The sequence below is a fragment of the Cutibacterium nasicola genome, from assembly GCF_051303185.1.
Lineage (GTDB): Bacteria > Actinomycetota > Actinomycetes > Propionibacteriales > Propionibacteriaceae > Cutibacterium.
Window position 1 is genome coordinate 120,074 of record NZ_JBPPGE010000006.1, and the last position, 16,160, is coordinate 136,233.

The following is a 16,160-nucleotide window of genomic DNA, read 5'->3' on the forward strand; positions in this document are numbered from 1 at the left end:
CCACAGTTGTCCACAGAATCGACATTGCCTGGCGGAAATGGCGGGTCTCGCCGACAAATTGGGATGTGAGGAACCTACAAGAACGACTCGACCGCCGCGGCGTTGCCCGCATCCACCGTCACAGCTACATCCGTGGGCAGGCCGACCGGGCGGTGGCACGAGGAGACGCGGTCCGCATCCTGCCAGGAGTGATTGCCGCGACAGCGCTTGCCAGAGACCCCAGGACCATCCTTCGCGCGCTGCTGTTGTGGCACCGCGACGTCGTGATCGTCGGGAAGGCCGCCCTCCTGCTGCTCGGGATGACGGCTCCTGGCGCCAACAGGCCCATGGATTTGCGAACCATCAATGAGGTCGAGGCCTTTTCCTCGACACGGCGGTTGGTCCGCCCGGGCATTCGGGTGCGTCGTTGGCACGTTCCGCACCAGTTCGTGACTGAGCGGGAGCAGGTTCGGATTGCCGCCGCCGAGGTATCGGTCCTTGTCCTCGCCATTCAAGGGGAGTGGGAGTGGGTCTGCGAGGCGCTGCGGCAACGCCTCGTTACTCCTGAATCCTGCCGTCAGGCACGCAAGAGCCTGACCGGGCGGTACCCAAAGGCCGACGTTGATTCCGCGGTGGCTGACATCCTCCTGGCCGCGTGGTCGATCCCGGAACTGGAGATGAGCAGGGTGCTTCGCGCCACCGGGATCACCGGCCACAAGCCTAACCACAAGGTTCGGGTGGGAGATCGCCATTACTACCTGGACCAAGCCTTCGAGGCTGAGAAGGTCGCCCTGGAGATTGATGGCCGATCTGTTCACGGCACCGCCGAGAGCTATGAGGAGACGATGATGAGGTCGGCTCATCTGGACCGTCATGGCTGGAAGGTGCTCCACGTCACCCCGACGATGTTCCGCAAGAACCCGAGATTCGTCCTGGACTGGCTCGCCTTTCACCTGCATCGCCGGCATCGGCCAAGAACCATGTTCAGCGAATCCGTCCTGCGCCAGATCATGGGCGGTGTCGCGCCAGCCTGAGGCTCGTGGATCGAACCTCGTGGCGACGACGCAGGGCAACCATCCCCTGGCGGGTCGTGATTTGGCCCATTCACCGACCCCATGCGCCCCAGCCCAGCCTGACCTTCGCATTGTTCTGCTGTGGAAAACGGGGTGTCGCTGAACTCATCTGCAACGTGACGCTGCACCACCGACCGTCAGAAACCTCATTGCCATAGGAGGGCAGCGGTCATCCCGTGGCCCGAGGCACGGGATGGGGGACTCAGACTTGCCGGGCTCACGAAAACGGTCGGGCACGCTTTCGCGTCACCCTGACCGTCAGCGAATCGTCACTTGTAGGTGTAGAAAGCCGGGGCTGTCGGAACACGCCCGGCGCCATCCATCGGGGTGGCATGGCCGTCATGACGACGGCGAGCCCTCCGTCCGTCGGCTGGCTTGCCCTCGGACAGGCGCTCGGACAAGGACGGGTCGTGGGATCCCGCCTTCTTGTCCTTGGGCGCCTTGCGCGCTGCCACCAGCGCGATCCCGACGACGGCGACCGCAGCCACCGTGACGGCAAGCAAGGTCCCCTTGTCGATCTCGGCAGGGTTGATCTCGGTCGTGCTCATGTGCATCACTTCTCCTTGTCGATGGAATTGGCGCCCTTCGTGTCTTCCTCACCTTCCTCGGTGAGGACATCGCCGACGATGGCTCCGGCTTCGCGATGAAACGCGATGTACCGAGCGCCGAGGTTGATCATGGCCTGCAGACGGTTACGACCGCCCAACAGGGTGTAAATGTGTACCGTCACCCAGGCCAGCCATGCGCCAATTCCGGTGAACTTCAGCTTCTCGGACAGCTGGACGACGGCCGAGTTACGACCGATCGTTGCCATGGTGCCCTTGTCCTGGTACTCAAACTTCTCCAGCGGCTCACCGAGCTCGAGGTGGACGATCTGACGGGCGACGCACTCGCCGCCCTGGATGGCGGGCTGAGCCAGCTGAGGCTTGGGGTCCTCGGTGTTGATGGCACCGTCGCCGACAGCGAAGATGCGATCGTGACCGTTGACGCGGAGGGTTCCATCGGTGGCGATACGGCCGCCGCGACCCTGCTCGAACCCCCAGTCGGCAACGGACGTGTGGGCGCCGACACCCGCTGCCCAGATGACCATGTCCGCAGGAAGCGTCTGGCCGTCCTTGAGGAGCACCGAATCCTTGCGCACCTCGGCGATGGCGGTCTTGGTGCGCACGTCCACGCCGCGCTTCTGCAGCTGGCGGCGGGTGTAGTGGCGCAGAGTCGGGTCGAAGGGCATGAGGAGGTGGTCAGCCATCTCGACGAGGGTGACGTGGACGCGGTCGGTGGACACGTCGGGGAAGATTGCAGGGATGCCGATCGACTTCATCTCGGCCAGGGTGCCGGCCATCTCGACACCGGTTGGGCCACCACCAACGATGACAACGTCAAAGGTCTTGTCACGTTGGGTGTCGAGGTCCTCGAGGTAGGTGAAGATGGCGTCGCGTGCGCGCAGCGAAGATGCGCGGGTGTAGATGGTGTACGAGTGCTCTGCGGCACCAGGGGTACTGAAGAAGTTGGCTCCGACGCCCTGGGACAAGATGAGGTAGTCGTACGAGATCGGGTCGCCGTTGTCGACGTTGACGACGCGGTTCTCGGTGTCAACGTCGGTCACAGAGGCACGACGGAAGTGGGTGCGAGGACCGTTCTGGGCGGCGAAGGAACGTAGGCGGTAGGTGACGTCACCTGGGTTCAGGCCACCGGTGGCGACCTGGTACAGCAGGGGCTGGAAGGTGGTGTAGGGATTGCGGTCGATGAGCGTGACGTCGCACCCTGCCTCGGCAGTCTTCTCGGCGGCCGCCATGCCACCGAAACCAGCACCAACGATCACGACTCGAGGCTTGGAGCCCGTCAGGACCGGTTTGCGACCCAGGCCCGGCAGGCCAGTGTCCGAGAACAGGGTATTAATGTCCATCTGATCCTCCGAATGGTGGTGGTACACGCGGATTGTCCCAAAAATGTGCTGTATTTCGCAAAAACGTGAGTCTCATGGGTAGGGCGGGGCCGGGCGCCTCAGCATGCAGCGTGACAGGCTTGGACCATGCCACATCTCCATACCCAGCCACATGGACATGACGTCACGATCAGTGCGTGGATCTTGAGGAGGTTTCCGTTCGACAGCCCACGTGGCTGGCGGTGGAAAGCCCTTGTGCACAAACACCGCAAGATGAATTTGTGGATTCAGCCGGGCGGACACGTTGAGCACACCGAGAACCCTTGGCAGGCCCTTGTTCACGAGCTCCATGAGGAAGCTGGCTACCACATCGACCAGTTGAGCGTCCTGCAGCCCTGGAATCGGCTTCCTGACGGGGTCCATGACCTCATTCACCCGACGCCGGTGCTTCTCAACACCCACAGCCCTTTCCCAGGGCACTTCCACTCCGACATCGTCATGGCGATGGTTGCCGATGGTGATCCGGCGGAGAAACCGCGTCCTGGCGAGTCTCTGGAGCTTCAGTGGGTTAGCCCTGACGAGTTTGCCGCGCTCCCGAGCGCCGAGCCCGATGCCGTCATGATCATGACGATGATTGTCGAGAGGGTGGCCGATTCCTGGATTCCTGTTCCGGCGACGGATTGGTCACTGGAGGACGCCCCGGAGGAACCGATGACGAACCGTACGATCGCCGAAGCCACCGCCCCTGATCCCCTGGACGAGAGGGAGACCAAGGGGTGGGGGACGACCCGGTGACGCGGGGTCCGGACCTTGACGCAATAGGAGCCGGGCTCCCGGTTGCGGACCAGCGCGACCAGATCACCACAGCCCTGGCTACTGGCAGGGCCGTCATCGTCGCCCCGCCGGGAACCGGTAAGACAACATTCATCCCACCTCTGGTGGCCTCGTGGAAATCTGGTCGGGTCATCGTCACCCAGCCACGACGGGTGGCAGCCAGAGCCGCCGGACGCCGACTGTCCACACTCACCCGAACCCGCCCCGGCGAGTTCGCCTCCCACACCGTTCGCGGGGAGTCGACGACAACTCGCGACACCAGGGTCGAGTTCGTGACGACCGGGGTGTTGCTGCGTCGCCTGATGCGCGACCCTGACCTCACAGGGGTCGACGCCGTCATTCTTGACGAGGTTCACGAGCGTCACCTCGACGCTGACCTCGTCGTCGCGATGGTGGATGAGGTGGCGCAATTGCGCGAAGACCTGACCGTCGTCGCAATGTCGGCGACCGTTGACAGCTCCGGGTGGTCGACCCTTCTCGGCGGTGCCGAGCCGGCCCCAGTTGTCGAAGTGGCATCTGCGTTGCACGAACTCAAGGTGGAATGGGCGCCAGCCCCTGGCACTGCTGTGGAATCTCGGGGAGTACGTCGCGAATTCCTCGACCATCTTGGCGCCGTGACCGCCGACTCACTTCATCGCCACACGGAAGGCTCGGCGCTCGTGTTTGTCCCTGGTGCCCGCGAGGTCGATCACGTCGTCGCGGATCTGCGCTCCCGCCTCGATGACGTCGAGGTTGTTGGGCTATCAGGGTCGATGTCGCCGCGTGAGCAGGATCATGCCTTGTCAGAGCCAGGTGATGTCCGCCGGGTCATCGTCTCGACAGCCGTTGCGGAGTCTTCCCTGACGGTGCCGGGGGTGAGACTCGTCGTCGATTCGGGTCTGTCCCGGGAGCCGCGCCTCGATCGCGGACGAGGCATGACGGGGCTCGTGACGGTTCGGGAGTCCCGAGCATCGGCGACCCAACGTGCCGGACGTGCTGCTCGTCTTGGTCCTGGAGTCGCGGTGCGGTGCCTGTGTTCCCAGGACTGGTCGGGTATGGACGCCGACCCTGCCCCCGAGATCGACCACGCCGACCTTGTGGCACCTCTGTTGTCACTGGCGGTCTGGGGCTCCCCTCGTGGCGAGGGTATGGCTCTACCAACCCCATTGCCACAGGACCGGGTGGTCGAGGCCGAGGAGGAGCTTCGTGATCTGGGCGCCGTTGACTCTGAGGGAAGGGCCACCGAGCGAGGCCGTCGGCTCGCGACGGTTCCGGTCGACCCGCGTCTGGCAAGGGCTCTGACTGATGGCGCACCGATCGTCGGGTCCCGTCGCTGCGCTGAGGTCGTCGCCATGCTCGGTCTTGACGGCAGAGATGTCGATCTGGTCGCCCAGTTGCGTCAGCTGCGGACCGGGCGGCACCCGGGCGCGAAGGTCTGGCGCCGGGAGGCCGACCGACTCGCTCGCCTCGTCGACGACGTCCCCGCCAGCCACATCACCGACGATCACGCCGTCGCCACGGTCGTCTCGCTGGCTCGCCCGGGGTGGATCGCTCGGAGTCGGGGAGAGGGGTCGTCGTCCTATCTGCTGGCGTGTGGCACCGGAGTTGAACTGCCTCACAACTGCTCACCTGGGTTGCTCGGACAGTCCTGGTTGGCCGTCGCCCGAACCTCCCGCACTACGAGCGGCGCCCTCATCCGGGCTGCGGTTCCGCTGACGGAATCGGCTGCCTTGGACGCCGGCGCAGCAATGCTTGCGACCGAGACGACGGTTACCTGGGATGGTTGCAAGGCTCGCGGTCGACGCGTTTCGCGGCTTGGTGCCATTGAGTTGTCATCCACCCCGGTCCAACCAGGGAGTGATGAGGCTCGTCGCGCCGTGCTGGAAGCAGTGAGGTCTCGCGGGCTCGGGACAGTGGATCTGACGAAGAACGGTGAGTCCCTGAGGCGTCGGCTTGCCCTGGCCCATCGGGTTCTCGGTGGCCCTTGGCCGGATGTCAGCGACGCGGCCCTGCTGTCCCGCGCCGAGGAGTGGCTCGACCTGGATGGCCTGGCGGCCGGGCGCGGGAGTGACGCCACCTCTGGCCTTCGTGGGCTGTTGGGGTGGCAGGAGTCCGCTCGTCTCGACGAGCTTGTCCCCGAGACCATCACGGTCCCCAGCGGGTCGCGAATCCGCGTCGATTATCCGGAACCCGACAGTGACGCCGCCCCGGTGCTCGCGGTCAAGCTCCAGGAGTGTTTCGGGTGGACTGATGACCCGACGATCTGTGACGGGAAGGTGAGGGTGGTCCTTCACCTGTTGTCGCCGGCCCGGCGACCATTGGCAGTTACCGACGACCTGGCGAGTTTCTGGGCGAACGTGTATCCCGGGGTGAGGGCTGAGAACCGCGTACGCTACTCCAAACATCCGTGGCCGGAGGATCCCATGACGGCCGTCCCCACCAAGCACACCAACCGTTCTCGGTAGGCAGACTGACCTGGTCGCCCCGGAGCGCGGCGCGTGTGGTGAAGTGGTTTGCGATGTCGTGGAGAGCCGCCTGGAATGGCGTGGGGGAGTATCTGCATCACGATTGCCACAATCGTCTGAGGGCGGTGAGGCAGCGAAGACTCCTGAGGGGGAGTGCGACCGGTGGCCACGATGGTCCACCCCCCATGTATCGCAGGCAGTGGTGGTCTTGTCGTCCCCGTGGCTATGATCGGGGGCGACGACAGGGGAGCATCATCGGATGCTGAGAGTGGGCACCGCCCAGACCCTCGAACCTGAACCGGTTAGGACCGGCGTAGGGAGTCGGGCTCTTCGCGCATGTGCGCCCCCTTCCGAATGAACGGAAGGACTTCCATGACCAGCGACAAACCTGCCATGCGGTATCGCACCATTGACATCGTCACCCCAGTGATGATCGCGGTGGCCTTCGGCGTCATCTTCCTCGGTTACGGCGCTCTCTACAGCCTCCTCAAGCCGGTGTCCTCGGTGTATGTGCCAGCCGAGGGCATTCTCACCGGCATCTGGTTCCTACCCGCCCTCATCGCCGGCCTCGTCGTCCGCAAACCGGGCGCTGCCCTTCTCGCAGAGATTCTTGCTGCATGTATCGAGGCGGCTCTGGGAGGCCCATGGGGTCCAGGCACCATCATCTCCGGAGTCATCCAGGCTCTGCCGATGGAACTGTGCCTGCTTGTCGTCGCCTATCGCAAGGTTGGCCCGAGGCTCGCCATAGTGGCCGGAGCTCTCACCGGTTTCGCTGAGGGCATCTACGAACGCATCGCCTACTATCCGATGTTCCGCGTTGGCGACACCATCGTCTACTTCATGTTGATGATCGTTTCCGGAGCGCTGCTTGGCGGGCTGCTGGCGTGGGGAACCGTCCGCGGCCTGGCGGCTGCCGGTGCCCTCAACCCTTTCGCGGTCTCCCGCGACTTGCGTGGCCCCAAGACCGCCAAGGGTGCGAAGGCGACCCGGAAACTGTCATGACTGATGTGTTGACCCGGGACGACCAGGTCGGCAAGGTTTCCGGTCGTCGCGCGGTTCCGGTGGATGTCGAGGGGTTGACGATCGGCGTCCCTGACCGCGACGATCCGATTCTGGGCCCCATCGACCTTCATCTGGCAGCCGGGTCGCGGGTCCTCATTGCCGGACCGTCGGGTGCTGGCAAAACCACTCTGTTGCACGCCGTCGGCGGTTTGCTGGAGGAGGAGAGCTACGACCTGACGGGTCGGGTGAGTACTTGGTCCGGTGGTGTGAGCGTTGGTCTGCTGCAGCAGGAACCGATTCATTCCGTTGTCGCTGCCACGTGCGGACGAGATACCGCCTTCGGGCCGGAGAACCACCGAGTCCCACGCCAGGACATCTGGCCCATCGTCAAGGATTCTCAACGGCGAGCCCGGTTCACGATGCCCGCGGACCACTCGACGACGAAAATGTCCGGCGGTCAGATGCAGCGCCTAGCCATCGCGGGGATTCTTGCCACCAACCCTGGCCTGCTGCTGCTTGACGAGCCCGTCTCCATGTTGGACGAGGAGTCCGCCGCGGCAATCCGTGACGAAGTTGCCAGGATGGCCCACGACCGGACGGTTTTCATCGTCGACCACCACCCGGATCAGTGGGGCGAGATCCTTGACCAGGTTGTCGAGTTGACCGATCACGGCACCCTCAGTCGGATCTGGGATTTCGAAGACTACCTCGACTCGCGTGAGCCCACCGACCTGCCGTGGCATGCCGCCACTCCCGGTGAGACGGTGGCCCGTGCCGTCGCCCTCGACGCTTACCGTCCCCAGTCCGACGACGTGCTGCTGCGTGGGGTCGACATCTCGGCCCGGCGCGGTCACGTCACGGTCTTGTCAGGACCCAGTGGGGTTGGCAAGTCCACCCTGCTGAGACTGCTTGCCGGACTCGACGCCCCCGCCGCCGGTGAGCTCACCCTTCCCGAGCCCGGGCACACCGCCTGGGTACCGCAGAACCCGGAGAACTACCTCGTCGCCCGCACGGCAGCCGACGAGCTCTTCGCATCCCCGGTGGTCCCCGAGGATGCTGATCTGCGCGACCTCGTCAGGACCTTCGGCCTCACGCCGATCCTCGACTCCCACCCCATGACGTGCTCGGGTGGCGAGAAGAGACGCCTTGCCATTGCTGCGGCCCTCGCTCAGAAACCCGATCTGCTCCTCCTCGACGAGCCGACAGTCGGCCTCGACGACGACAGCGGTGCCAGCGTGTTGATGGCCATCCGTGCTGCAGCAGAGTCCGGGGTTGCCGTCGTCGTCTCCTCCCATGATCCTCAGGTCATCGAGATGGCTGACGAGGTCGTTGACGTCGCTTCGTGTCGCGTTCCGGATCCAGCCCCTGACGAGATGCCCCAGGACAGCTCGGCCTTCCTGGCGACGATCAACCCGCTCGTCGTCCTCCTCATCGCTGTTGCGGGCATCGTCGGGTCCCTCTTCGTGAGGTCCCCGCTCATCGGCGTCATCAGCCTCATCCCGGCCGTGGTCATGGCTCCGATGTGCTCGCATCGCGTCAAACCCTTGGTGGTACGGACGGTTCCGGTCCTCATCGCCGCGGTGATGCTGGTGTGGACGACCCTGCTGCTCCACAACGGGTTCACCACCTCAGCTGTCTGGAGCGAGGCGACTCGGCAGGGGTTGAGGATCCTCGTCTTCGTCCTGCCTGGCGCGCTGGCCTCGGCCGCGGCCGATCCCACTCGCTTCGGCGACGCCCTGGCTCAGCAAACCCACCTTCCACAGCGCCCGGTGGTGGCGTCGGTGGCAGGTGTGGTCCGGATGGGGCACCTGGGCGACCAGTGGCGCATCCAGTCCGATGTGCGTCGCCTTCGCGGGATGGGGCCAAAGCGCTCCTTGTCCTCCCGGGTCAAGTACTTGTCGTCAATGACGTTCGCGATGGTGCTGTACGCCATGAGGTCGTCGGAGGTGCTCAGTCGAGCGATGGACTCTCGCGGCTTCGCGACGGCGACTCGTCGTACCTACGCCGTCGAGTCGCGCTGGCGGGTGCGAGACCTCTGGGGTGTCGCGTTGGCTGTCCTCATCGTCGCCGTCCCGGCCATTGCAGCGGCGCTGCTGGGCTGACGGTCTCCGACAACGTCCAAGAGCGGCCGGGGTTGTCCACCCCAGCCGCTCGTTCAACCTCAGCGGTACAGCGCCTTCCCCAGCACCGTTTCGAGCCTGTCGACCGATGCTTGTAAGGAGTACTTGTTCGTCATGAGCTCGCGAGCCCGCTCGTGCCAACGTTTCATGGTGGCCTCGTCGGCGTCACGCACTCGCTCGATGCCGGAGACGAGCTCGGTCGGGTCGACGCAGGCGCCAACCTCGTCATCACTGATGACGTCGCGGATCGGCACCTTGGCGTTCGACACGACGGCCAGCCCGGCGGCCATGTAGTCGTACAGCTTGTTGGGGCTCATGCCCTTGTCGAAGACCGACTGCGGCGAGACGGTGTGCAAACCGACGTCACAGGCCGAGAGGATGCGCACCAGTTCGGACTTGGGCACCTGGTCATGGAACTTGACGTTCGTCAAGCCCAGCTTCTTGACCTCGTCGATGGCCCACTGCTTACGAGCTCCGGCACCGACGAGCAGGAAGTTGACGTCGGGTAGACGGCGTGCGGCATCAACGATGAGGTCCAGTCCAACGTAGTTGGCGTGAGTTCCCGAAAACACCGCGGTGAATCCCGAGATGCCGTACTCCTTGCGTAGCTCTTCGCGGGACTCCTCGACCTCGTACTCGGCCAGGTCAGCGCCATTGGGGACGACGGTGACCTTGTCAAGGTTGATACCAAGGTCGCGGAAGTGGTCCTCCCAGCCCTTTGTGACGACGACGATCTGGCGGGCGTGGGCGTAGATGGTCTTCTCCAGCCCCTGAAGCACCTTGTGAAGGGCTGATCCCTCCTTCAGCGCGCCGCCGGAGACCAGTGACTCCGGCCACAGGTCGCGCACCTCGACGACGAAGGGCTTGCGGCGCAGGGCGGCGACGACCATTCCAGCGGCCGGTGCCAGGATCTGCGGGGAGGAGGCGAAGATGACGTCGGCCGGGCGCACCAAGGCGCGGGCGCCGGCACCGGCGGCGAAGGAGATCCAGCCGAGGACACGCTTGGCGCCGTTGCCCTTGTACTCCGGGATCGGGACGAGGGTGTAGCGCGGGTCATCGACCGTCATGTGTTCGCCGGAGGTGTGGTTGATGCTGGCGGCGTAGAAATGAGGTTGCCATCCGCGCAACCGAGAAAACATGTCGAAGTTACGGGTGATGCCGCCCGATCCCGGCGGGAAGGCGTAGTGGTTGATCACGCTGACCTTGCGTTGCGGCATCGTTCCTCCTGGGTTGGGGCGCACACTAACCCTACCGGGCGCGGCGGCTGCTCGTGGGAAGCGCCGCGCCCGTAGTAGTGGCCGATCAGTCCTGCCGGGTGCCTTCCAAGGCCAGGCCCACCAGGATGGGCTGGAAGAGCAAACGAATCGCGCGTTTGCGGTCGTCGTTGAGCCCGAATCCGTCCTTGTGCTCGACGAACTGGGCGACGTTGCCTGGGAAGATCGCGGTGAAGAAGGCGGCAGCACTGCGTCCCCAGAACTTCTTGTGACGCCCCGAGAGCAAGGCGGCTCCGAGGACAATTTCGGCGGCACCTGACAGCAGGACCACCGCGTCGTCGTCTAGGGGTACCCATTCGGGTACCTGAGCCTGGAATTCCTCGCGGACGAAGGTGAGGTGACCGACACCGGAGTAGGCCAGAAGACCGCCCACGCCGAGGCGGTTCAGTGTGCGCAGCGGGTGGCGCTTTGAAGGCGAGGGATCGGTGAAGTGCGACGAGCGTGACATGGCATCCTCCTGACAAGTGGAAGCGGTACCCCACCGATGGTAACGCGTGGAAATCGTGGTTCTTCGTGGCCGAGGGGCCATCGTATGTCGCACGGTGGCCCTTGCGAACCCCAATTACCACAGCTGGTCGTCAGGACCGGCCGACTCGTCGTGTCACCGATTCCGGCACCGGTGCATCCGACCATGGTGCGCGGGCGGGGTCTGCGAGGTTGCGGCGGATCGGGATCACTCCGGCCCCGGCATTGGTCTGTTCTTGCGTTCCTCCGCCGGAGCCACCGATGTCGCTGTGGCAATCGGGTGGCGATGGCTGGATCAGCCACGTGAACTGGCAGCGCGCACTGTTGGTACCCGAATTACCACAGCGTGGGTGAGTGCCCCGACGATCGATGTGGGGATGACATGAAGCGAGGGCCGGTGGCAGTTGCCACCGGCCCTCAGCACATCCGAGGATCAGGATCCGTAGGTTGTCTTGGCCTTCTCAAGGGCCGCGACGTAACCGTTGCGCTCGTACTCGGCGGTTGAGGCATCGTCTGGGATGGCGAGCGTGCCGCGCAGCGTGTTGAGGTCGAGTTCCTTACGCTGCAGGTAAGACTCCAGCCCCTTCTGCAGCTCGGCTGTATATCCGGCACCATGGCGCACCAGGGCCGAGGTGGTCATGACGACGTCAGCGCCGGCAAGCAGGTACTTGACGACATCGTCGGCGGTCTCGACACCCGAGGACGCAGCCAGCGAGGCATTGACACGACCCGACAGGGCGGCGATCCACGTCAGCGGCAGACGGGCATCCGCTGGCGAGGAAAGCCACACACCAGGCTCGACCTGCATCTTCTCGATGTTGATGTCAGGTTGTAGGAAGCGGTTGAACATCACCAGGGCGTCGGCCCCTGCGGCATCCAGACGGGTGGCCATGTTACCCAGGGCCGAGAAGAACGGCGAGAGCTTGACGGCGACCGGGACGGTCACAGCATCCTTGACGGCCTGGACGATCTCGACGTGACGGTCCTCGACCTCCTCAGCCGACTGCTCAAGGTCACCGGGCACCATGTAGATGTTGCACTCGATACCCGCGGCGCCGGCATCCTCCATCCGCTTCGCGGTGTCGACCCAGCCACCGTTCGTCGCGCCGTTCAGCGAGGCGATGACAGGGATGTCGACGGCGTTGACGCTGGCCTCCAGGTGGGCGAGGTAGCGCTCGGTGATGCCGCCCTCGTTGCTGGCTACGGTCGGGAAGAAGCTCAGCGACTCGGCGAACGAGTTGACGTACTCGAGTTCGATCTCAGTCTGTCGAGCCTCCTCGTGCCTCACCTGTTCCTCGAACAGGGAGTACATGACGATGGCCCCGACCCCGGCGTCGGCGAGAGCCTTGACCCCGTCAACCTTCTGTTGGATGGGGCCGGCGGAGGCAACCAGCGGCGACCTCAAGGGTAGTCCCATGTATCTGGTGCGTAGATCACTCATGACACGTCATTCCTTCGTGGCTGTCAGGCGCGTTTGGATGAGGCGGCGAATTCGGACATGCGGGCATCGACGGCGAAGTCCTCGGCGCTGCGGGAAGCCATCTCGGCGTACTCGGCGTAGCGACGCTCCACCTGACGCTGACCCAGGTCCAGCATACGTTCGGCCTCCTTCGGATGAGCCTTTTGGAGCATCCGGTAACGCAACTCCAGCTTGGTGTACTCCCGCCACGTCTTGTCGGGCTTGGGGGAGTCGAGCAGGAACGGGTTGCGTCCCTCGTCGGCCAACACCGGGTTGTACCTCATCAGCGGCCAGTGCCCACAGTGGACGGCCTTGTACTGCTGGTCGAGGCCGTTGCGCAGGTCGTAGCCGTGGGCAATGCAGTGGCTGTAGGCGATGATGAGGCTCGGGCCCGGGTAGGCCTCGGCCTCGCGGAAGGCCCGCAGGGTTTGCTGCGGGTCGGCTCCCAGGGCCACGCGAGCCACGTACACCGATCCGTAGGCGATGGCCTGCATGGCCATGTCCTTCTTGGCGGTCGGCTTACCGGCGGAAGCGAACTTCGCGACGGCACCGAGTGGGGTCGACTTCGACGCCTGGCCACCGGTGTTGGAGTACACCTCAGTGTCGAGGACCAGGACGTTGACGTCGCGTCCGGAGGCGAGCACGTGGTCGACGCCGCCCGAACCGATGTCGTAGGCCCAACCGTCACCACCGATGATCCACACCGAGCGACGCAGCAGGTGGTCGGCGACGCTCATGAGGTCGCGCACCGCCGGGGTCTGCTCCATGACGGCGAGCTTGGCCTGCAGCTGCTTCACACGACCCTGCTGACTCTGCAGGTCATGCTCGGTGAGCTGCGGGGCGTGCAACAGGTCGTCGACGAACTCCGGGTCGAGCTGGTCGGAGACCTCCTGGAGTCGACGCTTGGCCAGGTCGGTCTGGACGTTGGCGGCCATCCGCATGCCCAGGCCGAACTCGGCATTGTCCTCGAACAGGGAGTTCGACCACGCCGGACCACGGCCCTGGGCGTTCTCGCCCCACGGGGTTGTCGGCAGGTTACCGCCGTAGATGGAGGAGCAGCCAGTGGCGTTGGCGACCTCGGCACGGTCACCGAACAGCTGGGTGATGAGCTTGACGTACGGGGTCTCGCCACAACCCGAGCAGGCTCCGGAGAACTCGAAGAGTGGCTCCAGGAACTGGGTGCCTCGCACCGTGGCGAAGTCGACACGGGAGCGGTCGTTGACCGGGATGGTCTCGAAGAACTTCACGTTCTCGCGCTGGACCGTCTTGTCGAGGTGCTCCTCAAGGTTGATGGCCTTGCGGTCGGGCTCGCCCACGGGGTGGGCCGGGCAGGCCTCGACGCACAAGCTGCAGCCGGTGCACTGGTCGGGGACGATCTGCAGGGTGTAGCAGGACTCCGGCAGGCCGGCGGCGTTGAGCTCGGCGGACTGGAAGGACTCCGGGGCTCCCTCGAGCTGGGACTGCGGGTAGTACTTGGCGCGGATCACACCGTGCGGGCACACGAAAGCGCAGTTGCCGCACTGGATGCAGGCGTTGGGCTCCCAGGTAGCGATGACGTCTGACAAGGTGCGCTGTTCGTACTTGATGGTGCCGGCGGGGTAGGTGCCGTCGTCAGGCAGGGCGGACACGGGCAACAGGTCACCGAATCCCTCGATCATTCGGGCAGTGACATTCTTGACGAACTCGGGGGAGTCCTCGCGCACGGCCGGGATGAGGCTGTGGTTGGCGGTGAACTGGTCGGGAACCTTCACCTGGTGCAGATGCTCCAGTGATGCGTCGACGGCGGCGTGGTTCATGTCGACGATCTTCTGGGACTTCTTGCCGTAGGTCTTCTGGATGGAATCCTTGATCTTCGTGATCGCCTCGTCCTTGGGGAGCACACCCGAAATCGCGAAGAAACAGGTTTGCAGGATGGTGTTGGTGCGGTTGCGCAGACCCACCTTGCGGGCGACGGACAGGGCATCAATGGTCCACACGTCGAGGTGCTTGTCGAGGATGTGACGCTGCATGGTGTCGGGGAGCTTGTCCCACACCTCGTCGGCGTCGTAGGGGGAGTTCAGCAGTACCGTGGTGCCCTCGCGAGCCATCGTCAAAACGTCGATGGATTCTAGGATTCCCCAGGCATGGATGCCAATGAATCCTGCCTGGCTGACCAGATAGGGGGCCTCGATCGGCTTGGGTCCGAAGCGCAGGTGGGAAGTCGTCCGCGATCCGGACTTCTTGGAGTCGTAGACGAAGTAGCCCTGGGCGTAGGTGTTGGGGTCCGAGCCGAGGATCTTGATGGTGTTCTTGTTGGCGCCGACGGTGCCGTCAGAACCCATGCCGTAAAACACCGCGCGAATCGTCTTGGGATCTTCAATATCGAGTGGTTCCCACGGCAAGGACGTTCCGGTGACGTCGTCCTCAATGCCGATGGTGAAGCGGGGACGCGGACGTTCCAGTTCGAGTTCAGCGGCGATACCAGCGACCATGCCGGGGGTGAACTCCTTGGAGGAGATGCCGTAGCGACCACCAGAAACGATCGGCATGGTGTTGCGGGTGCCACGGGAGTGGGCCTCGGACAGGGCGGCCAGCACGTCGAGGAAGAGGGGCTCGCCATTGGAGCCGGGCTCCTTGGTGCGGTCCAGGACGGCGACGGTGCGGGCCGTCTCCGGGATGGCCTTGACGATCTCGGCGGCCGGGAAGGGACGGAACAGGTGCAGCTCGACGAGGCCGAGCTTGTGTCCCTGGGCGTTGAGGTGGTTGATGGTGTGTTCGATGGTGCGGGCACCGGAACCCATGCAGACCATGACCTCGGTGGCCTCGGGGTCACCGAGGTACTCGACAAGGTGGTACTGCCGACCGACGACGTGGGCGAACTCGTCCATGAGGGACTGGACGATGCCCGGCACCTTTTCGTAGTACTTGTTCGCGGCCTCACGAGCCTGGAAGTGGATGTCGGGGTTCTGCGCGGTGCCGCGGATGAACGGGTGTGCCGGGGACAGGGCGCGCTCCCGATGAGCGTGGACGAGATCATCAGTGATGAAGTGACGGATGTCGTCGTCCGACAGCATCTCGAGGACGTTGAGCTCGTGGGAGGTGCGGAAACCCTCGAAGAAGTGCATGAAGGGCACCCGGGAGTGCATCGTCGCGGCCTGGGCGATGAGGGCCAGGTCGTGGCATTCCTGCACTGTCGAGGAGCACAGCATGGCGAATCCGGTCTGGCGGCAGGCCATGACGTCCTGGTGATCGCCGAAGATCGACAGGCCCTGGGCAGCCAGTGAGCGGGCGGCCACGTGGAAGACTGTGCTGGTGAGCTCACCGGCGATCTTGTACATGTTCGGGATCATGAGGAGCAGGCCTTGGGAGGCGGTGAAGGTGGTACTCAGGGCGCCACCCTGCAGAGCGCCGTGCATGGCGCCGGCGGCTCCACCCTCGGACTGCATCTCCATGACGGTGGGGGTGTCTCCCCAGATGTTCTTTCGTCCGGCGGCGGACCACTCGTCGGCGGTCTCGGCCATTGGGGAGGACGGGGTGATGGGGTATATCGAGCACAGCTCGTTGCAGCGATAGGCGACCGAGGCGGCGGCGGTGTTGCCGTCCGCAATGGTGCGGACGCGGGAGTCGGAGTTCGTTGCCATGGTCA

The 16,160-nt window shown here is 64.7% G+C and carries 11 protein-coding genes and 1 riboswitch; of the genes, 5 read left to right on the forward strand and 6 right to left on the reverse strand.

Features of this window, described 5'->3' with window-relative positions; translation table 11 throughout:
• Positions 1-65 precede the first annotated feature (65 nt).
• Positions 66-1,013, forward strand: a complete 948-nt coding sequence (locus tag ACSJJT_RS10645; protein ID WP_435918248.1) for an endonuclease domain-containing protein — start codon at positions 66-68, stop codon at positions 1,011-1,013.
• A gap of 308 nt (positions 1,014-1,321) precedes the next feature.
• On the opposite strand, the gene ACSJJT_RS10650 is transcribed toward ACSJJT_RS10645, so the two are convergent.
• Positions 1,322-1,609 carry a hypothetical protein gene (locus ACSJJT_RS10650; protein ID WP_435918249.1) on the reverse strand — a complete coding sequence of 96 codons (288 nt, stop codon included), beginning with the start codon at positions 1,607-1,609 and terminating at the stop codon, positions 1,322-1,324.
• Positions 1,606-2,958 (reverse strand): NAD(P)/FAD-dependent oxidoreductase, encoded by a 1,353-nt coding sequence (locus ACSJJT_RS10655; protein WP_435918250.1) that lies wholly within the window; start codon positions 2,956-2,958, stop codon positions 1,606-1,608. Before ACSJJT_RS10655 ends, ACSJJT_RS10650 begins: the two co-directional genes overlap by 4 nt.
• A gap of 126 nt (positions 2,959-3,084) precedes the next feature.
• Here ACSJJT_RS10655 and ACSJJT_RS10660 point away from each other — a divergent pair, with 126 nt between their 5' ends.
• The 4 genes from ACSJJT_RS10660 (at position 3,085) to ACSJJT_RS10675 (ending at position 9,319) form a co-directional block, all read left to right on the forward strand.
• Positions 3,085-3,732, forward strand: coding sequence for an NUDIX hydrolase (locus tag ACSJJT_RS10660; RefSeq protein WP_435918251.1), 648 nt, complete (start codon positions 3,085-3,087; stop codon positions 3,730-3,732).
• Positions 3,714-6,215: an ATP-dependent helicase HrpB gene (gene hrpB / locus ACSJJT_RS10665; RefSeq protein ID WP_435918252.1), complete on the forward strand. Its 2,502-nt coding sequence runs from the start codon at positions 3,714-3,716 to the stop codon at positions 6,213-6,215. The genes ACSJJT_RS10660 and hrpB overlap by 19 nt, the downstream gene beginning before the upstream one ends.
• A gap of 233 nt (positions 6,216-6,448) precedes the next feature.
• Positions 6,449-6,552: riboswitch (TPP riboswitch) on the forward strand.
• A 35-nt stretch (positions 6,553-6,587) separates the two neighbouring features.
• Entirely contained in the window at positions 6,588-7,217 is a 630-nt protein-coding gene (locus ACSJJT_RS10670; protein WP_435918253.1) for an ECF transporter S component, read from the forward strand.
• Entirely contained in the window at positions 7,214-9,319 is a 2,106-nt protein-coding gene (locus ACSJJT_RS10675; RefSeq protein ID WP_435918254.1) for an ATP-binding cassette domain-containing protein, read from the forward strand. The genes ACSJJT_RS10670 and ACSJJT_RS10675 overlap by 4 nt, the downstream gene beginning before the upstream one ends.
• A 59-nt stretch (positions 9,320-9,378) precedes the next feature.
• Here ACSJJT_RS10675 and ACSJJT_RS10680 read toward each other — a convergent pair whose 3' ends face one another.
• The 4 genes from ACSJJT_RS10680 to nifJ all read right to left on the reverse strand — a co-directional run bounded on the left by ACSJJT_RS10680 (position 9,379) and on the right by nifJ (position 16,155).
• Positions 9,379-10,554, reverse strand: a complete 1,176-nt coding sequence (locus ACSJJT_RS10680; RefSeq protein WP_435918255.1) for a glycosyltransferase family 4 protein — start codon at positions 10,552-10,554, stop codon at positions 9,379-9,381.
• A gap of 85 nt (positions 10,555-10,639) precedes the next feature.
• Complete coding sequence (locus ACSJJT_RS10685) at positions 10,640-11,059, reverse strand: DoxX family protein (protein WP_435918256.1); 420 nt, start codon at positions 11,057-11,059, stop codon at positions 10,640-10,642.
• A 450-nt stretch (positions 11,060-11,509) separates the two neighbouring features.
• Positions 11,510-12,517, reverse strand: coding sequence for a dihydroorotate dehydrogenase-like protein (locus tag ACSJJT_RS10690; RefSeq protein WP_435918257.1), 1,008 nt, complete (start codon positions 12,515-12,517; stop codon positions 11,510-11,512).
• Between the two features lie 23 nt (positions 12,518-12,540).
• Positions 12,541-16,155 (reverse strand): pyruvate:ferredoxin (flavodoxin) oxidoreductase, encoded by a 3,615-nt coding sequence (gene nifJ / locus ACSJJT_RS10695; protein WP_435918258.1) that lies wholly within the window; start codon positions 16,153-16,155, stop codon positions 12,541-12,543.
• Between the last annotated feature and the right edge of the window lie 5 nt (positions 16,156-16,160).

Excerpts from the sequence above, each read along its gene's own strand:
- ACSJJT_RS10655 (WP_435918250.1), bottom strand. The coding sequence starts at position 2,958 with ATGGACATTAATACCCTGTTCTCGGACACTGGCCTGCCGGGCCTGGGT.
- ACSJJT_RS10660 (WP_435918251.1), top strand. The coding sequence starts at position 3,085 with ATGCCACATCTCCATACCCAGCCACATGGACATGACGTCACGATCAGT.
- ACSJJT_RS10670 (WP_435918253.1), top strand. The coding sequence starts at position 6,588 with ATGACCAGCGACAAACCTGCCATGCGGTATCGCACCATTGACATCGTC.
- ACSJJT_RS10675 (WP_435918254.1), top strand. The coding sequence starts at position 7,214 with ATGACTGATGTGTTGACCCGGGACGACCAGGTCGGCAAGGTTTCCGGT.
- ACSJJT_RS10680 (WP_435918255.1), bottom strand. The coding sequence starts at position 10,554 with ATGCCGCAACGCAAGGTCAGCGTGATCAACCACTACGCCTTCCCGCCG.
- ACSJJT_RS10685 (WP_435918256.1), bottom strand. The coding sequence starts at position 11,059 with ATGTCACGCTCGTCGCACTTCACCGATCCCTCGCCTTCAAAGCGCCAC.
- ACSJJT_RS10690 (WP_435918257.1), bottom strand. The coding sequence starts at position 12,517 with ATGAGTGATCTACGCACCAGATACATGGGACTACCCTTGAGGTCGCCG.
- nifJ (WP_435918258.1), bottom strand. The coding sequence starts at position 16,155 with ATGGCAACGAACTCCGACTCCCGCGTCCGCACCATTGCGGACGGCAAC.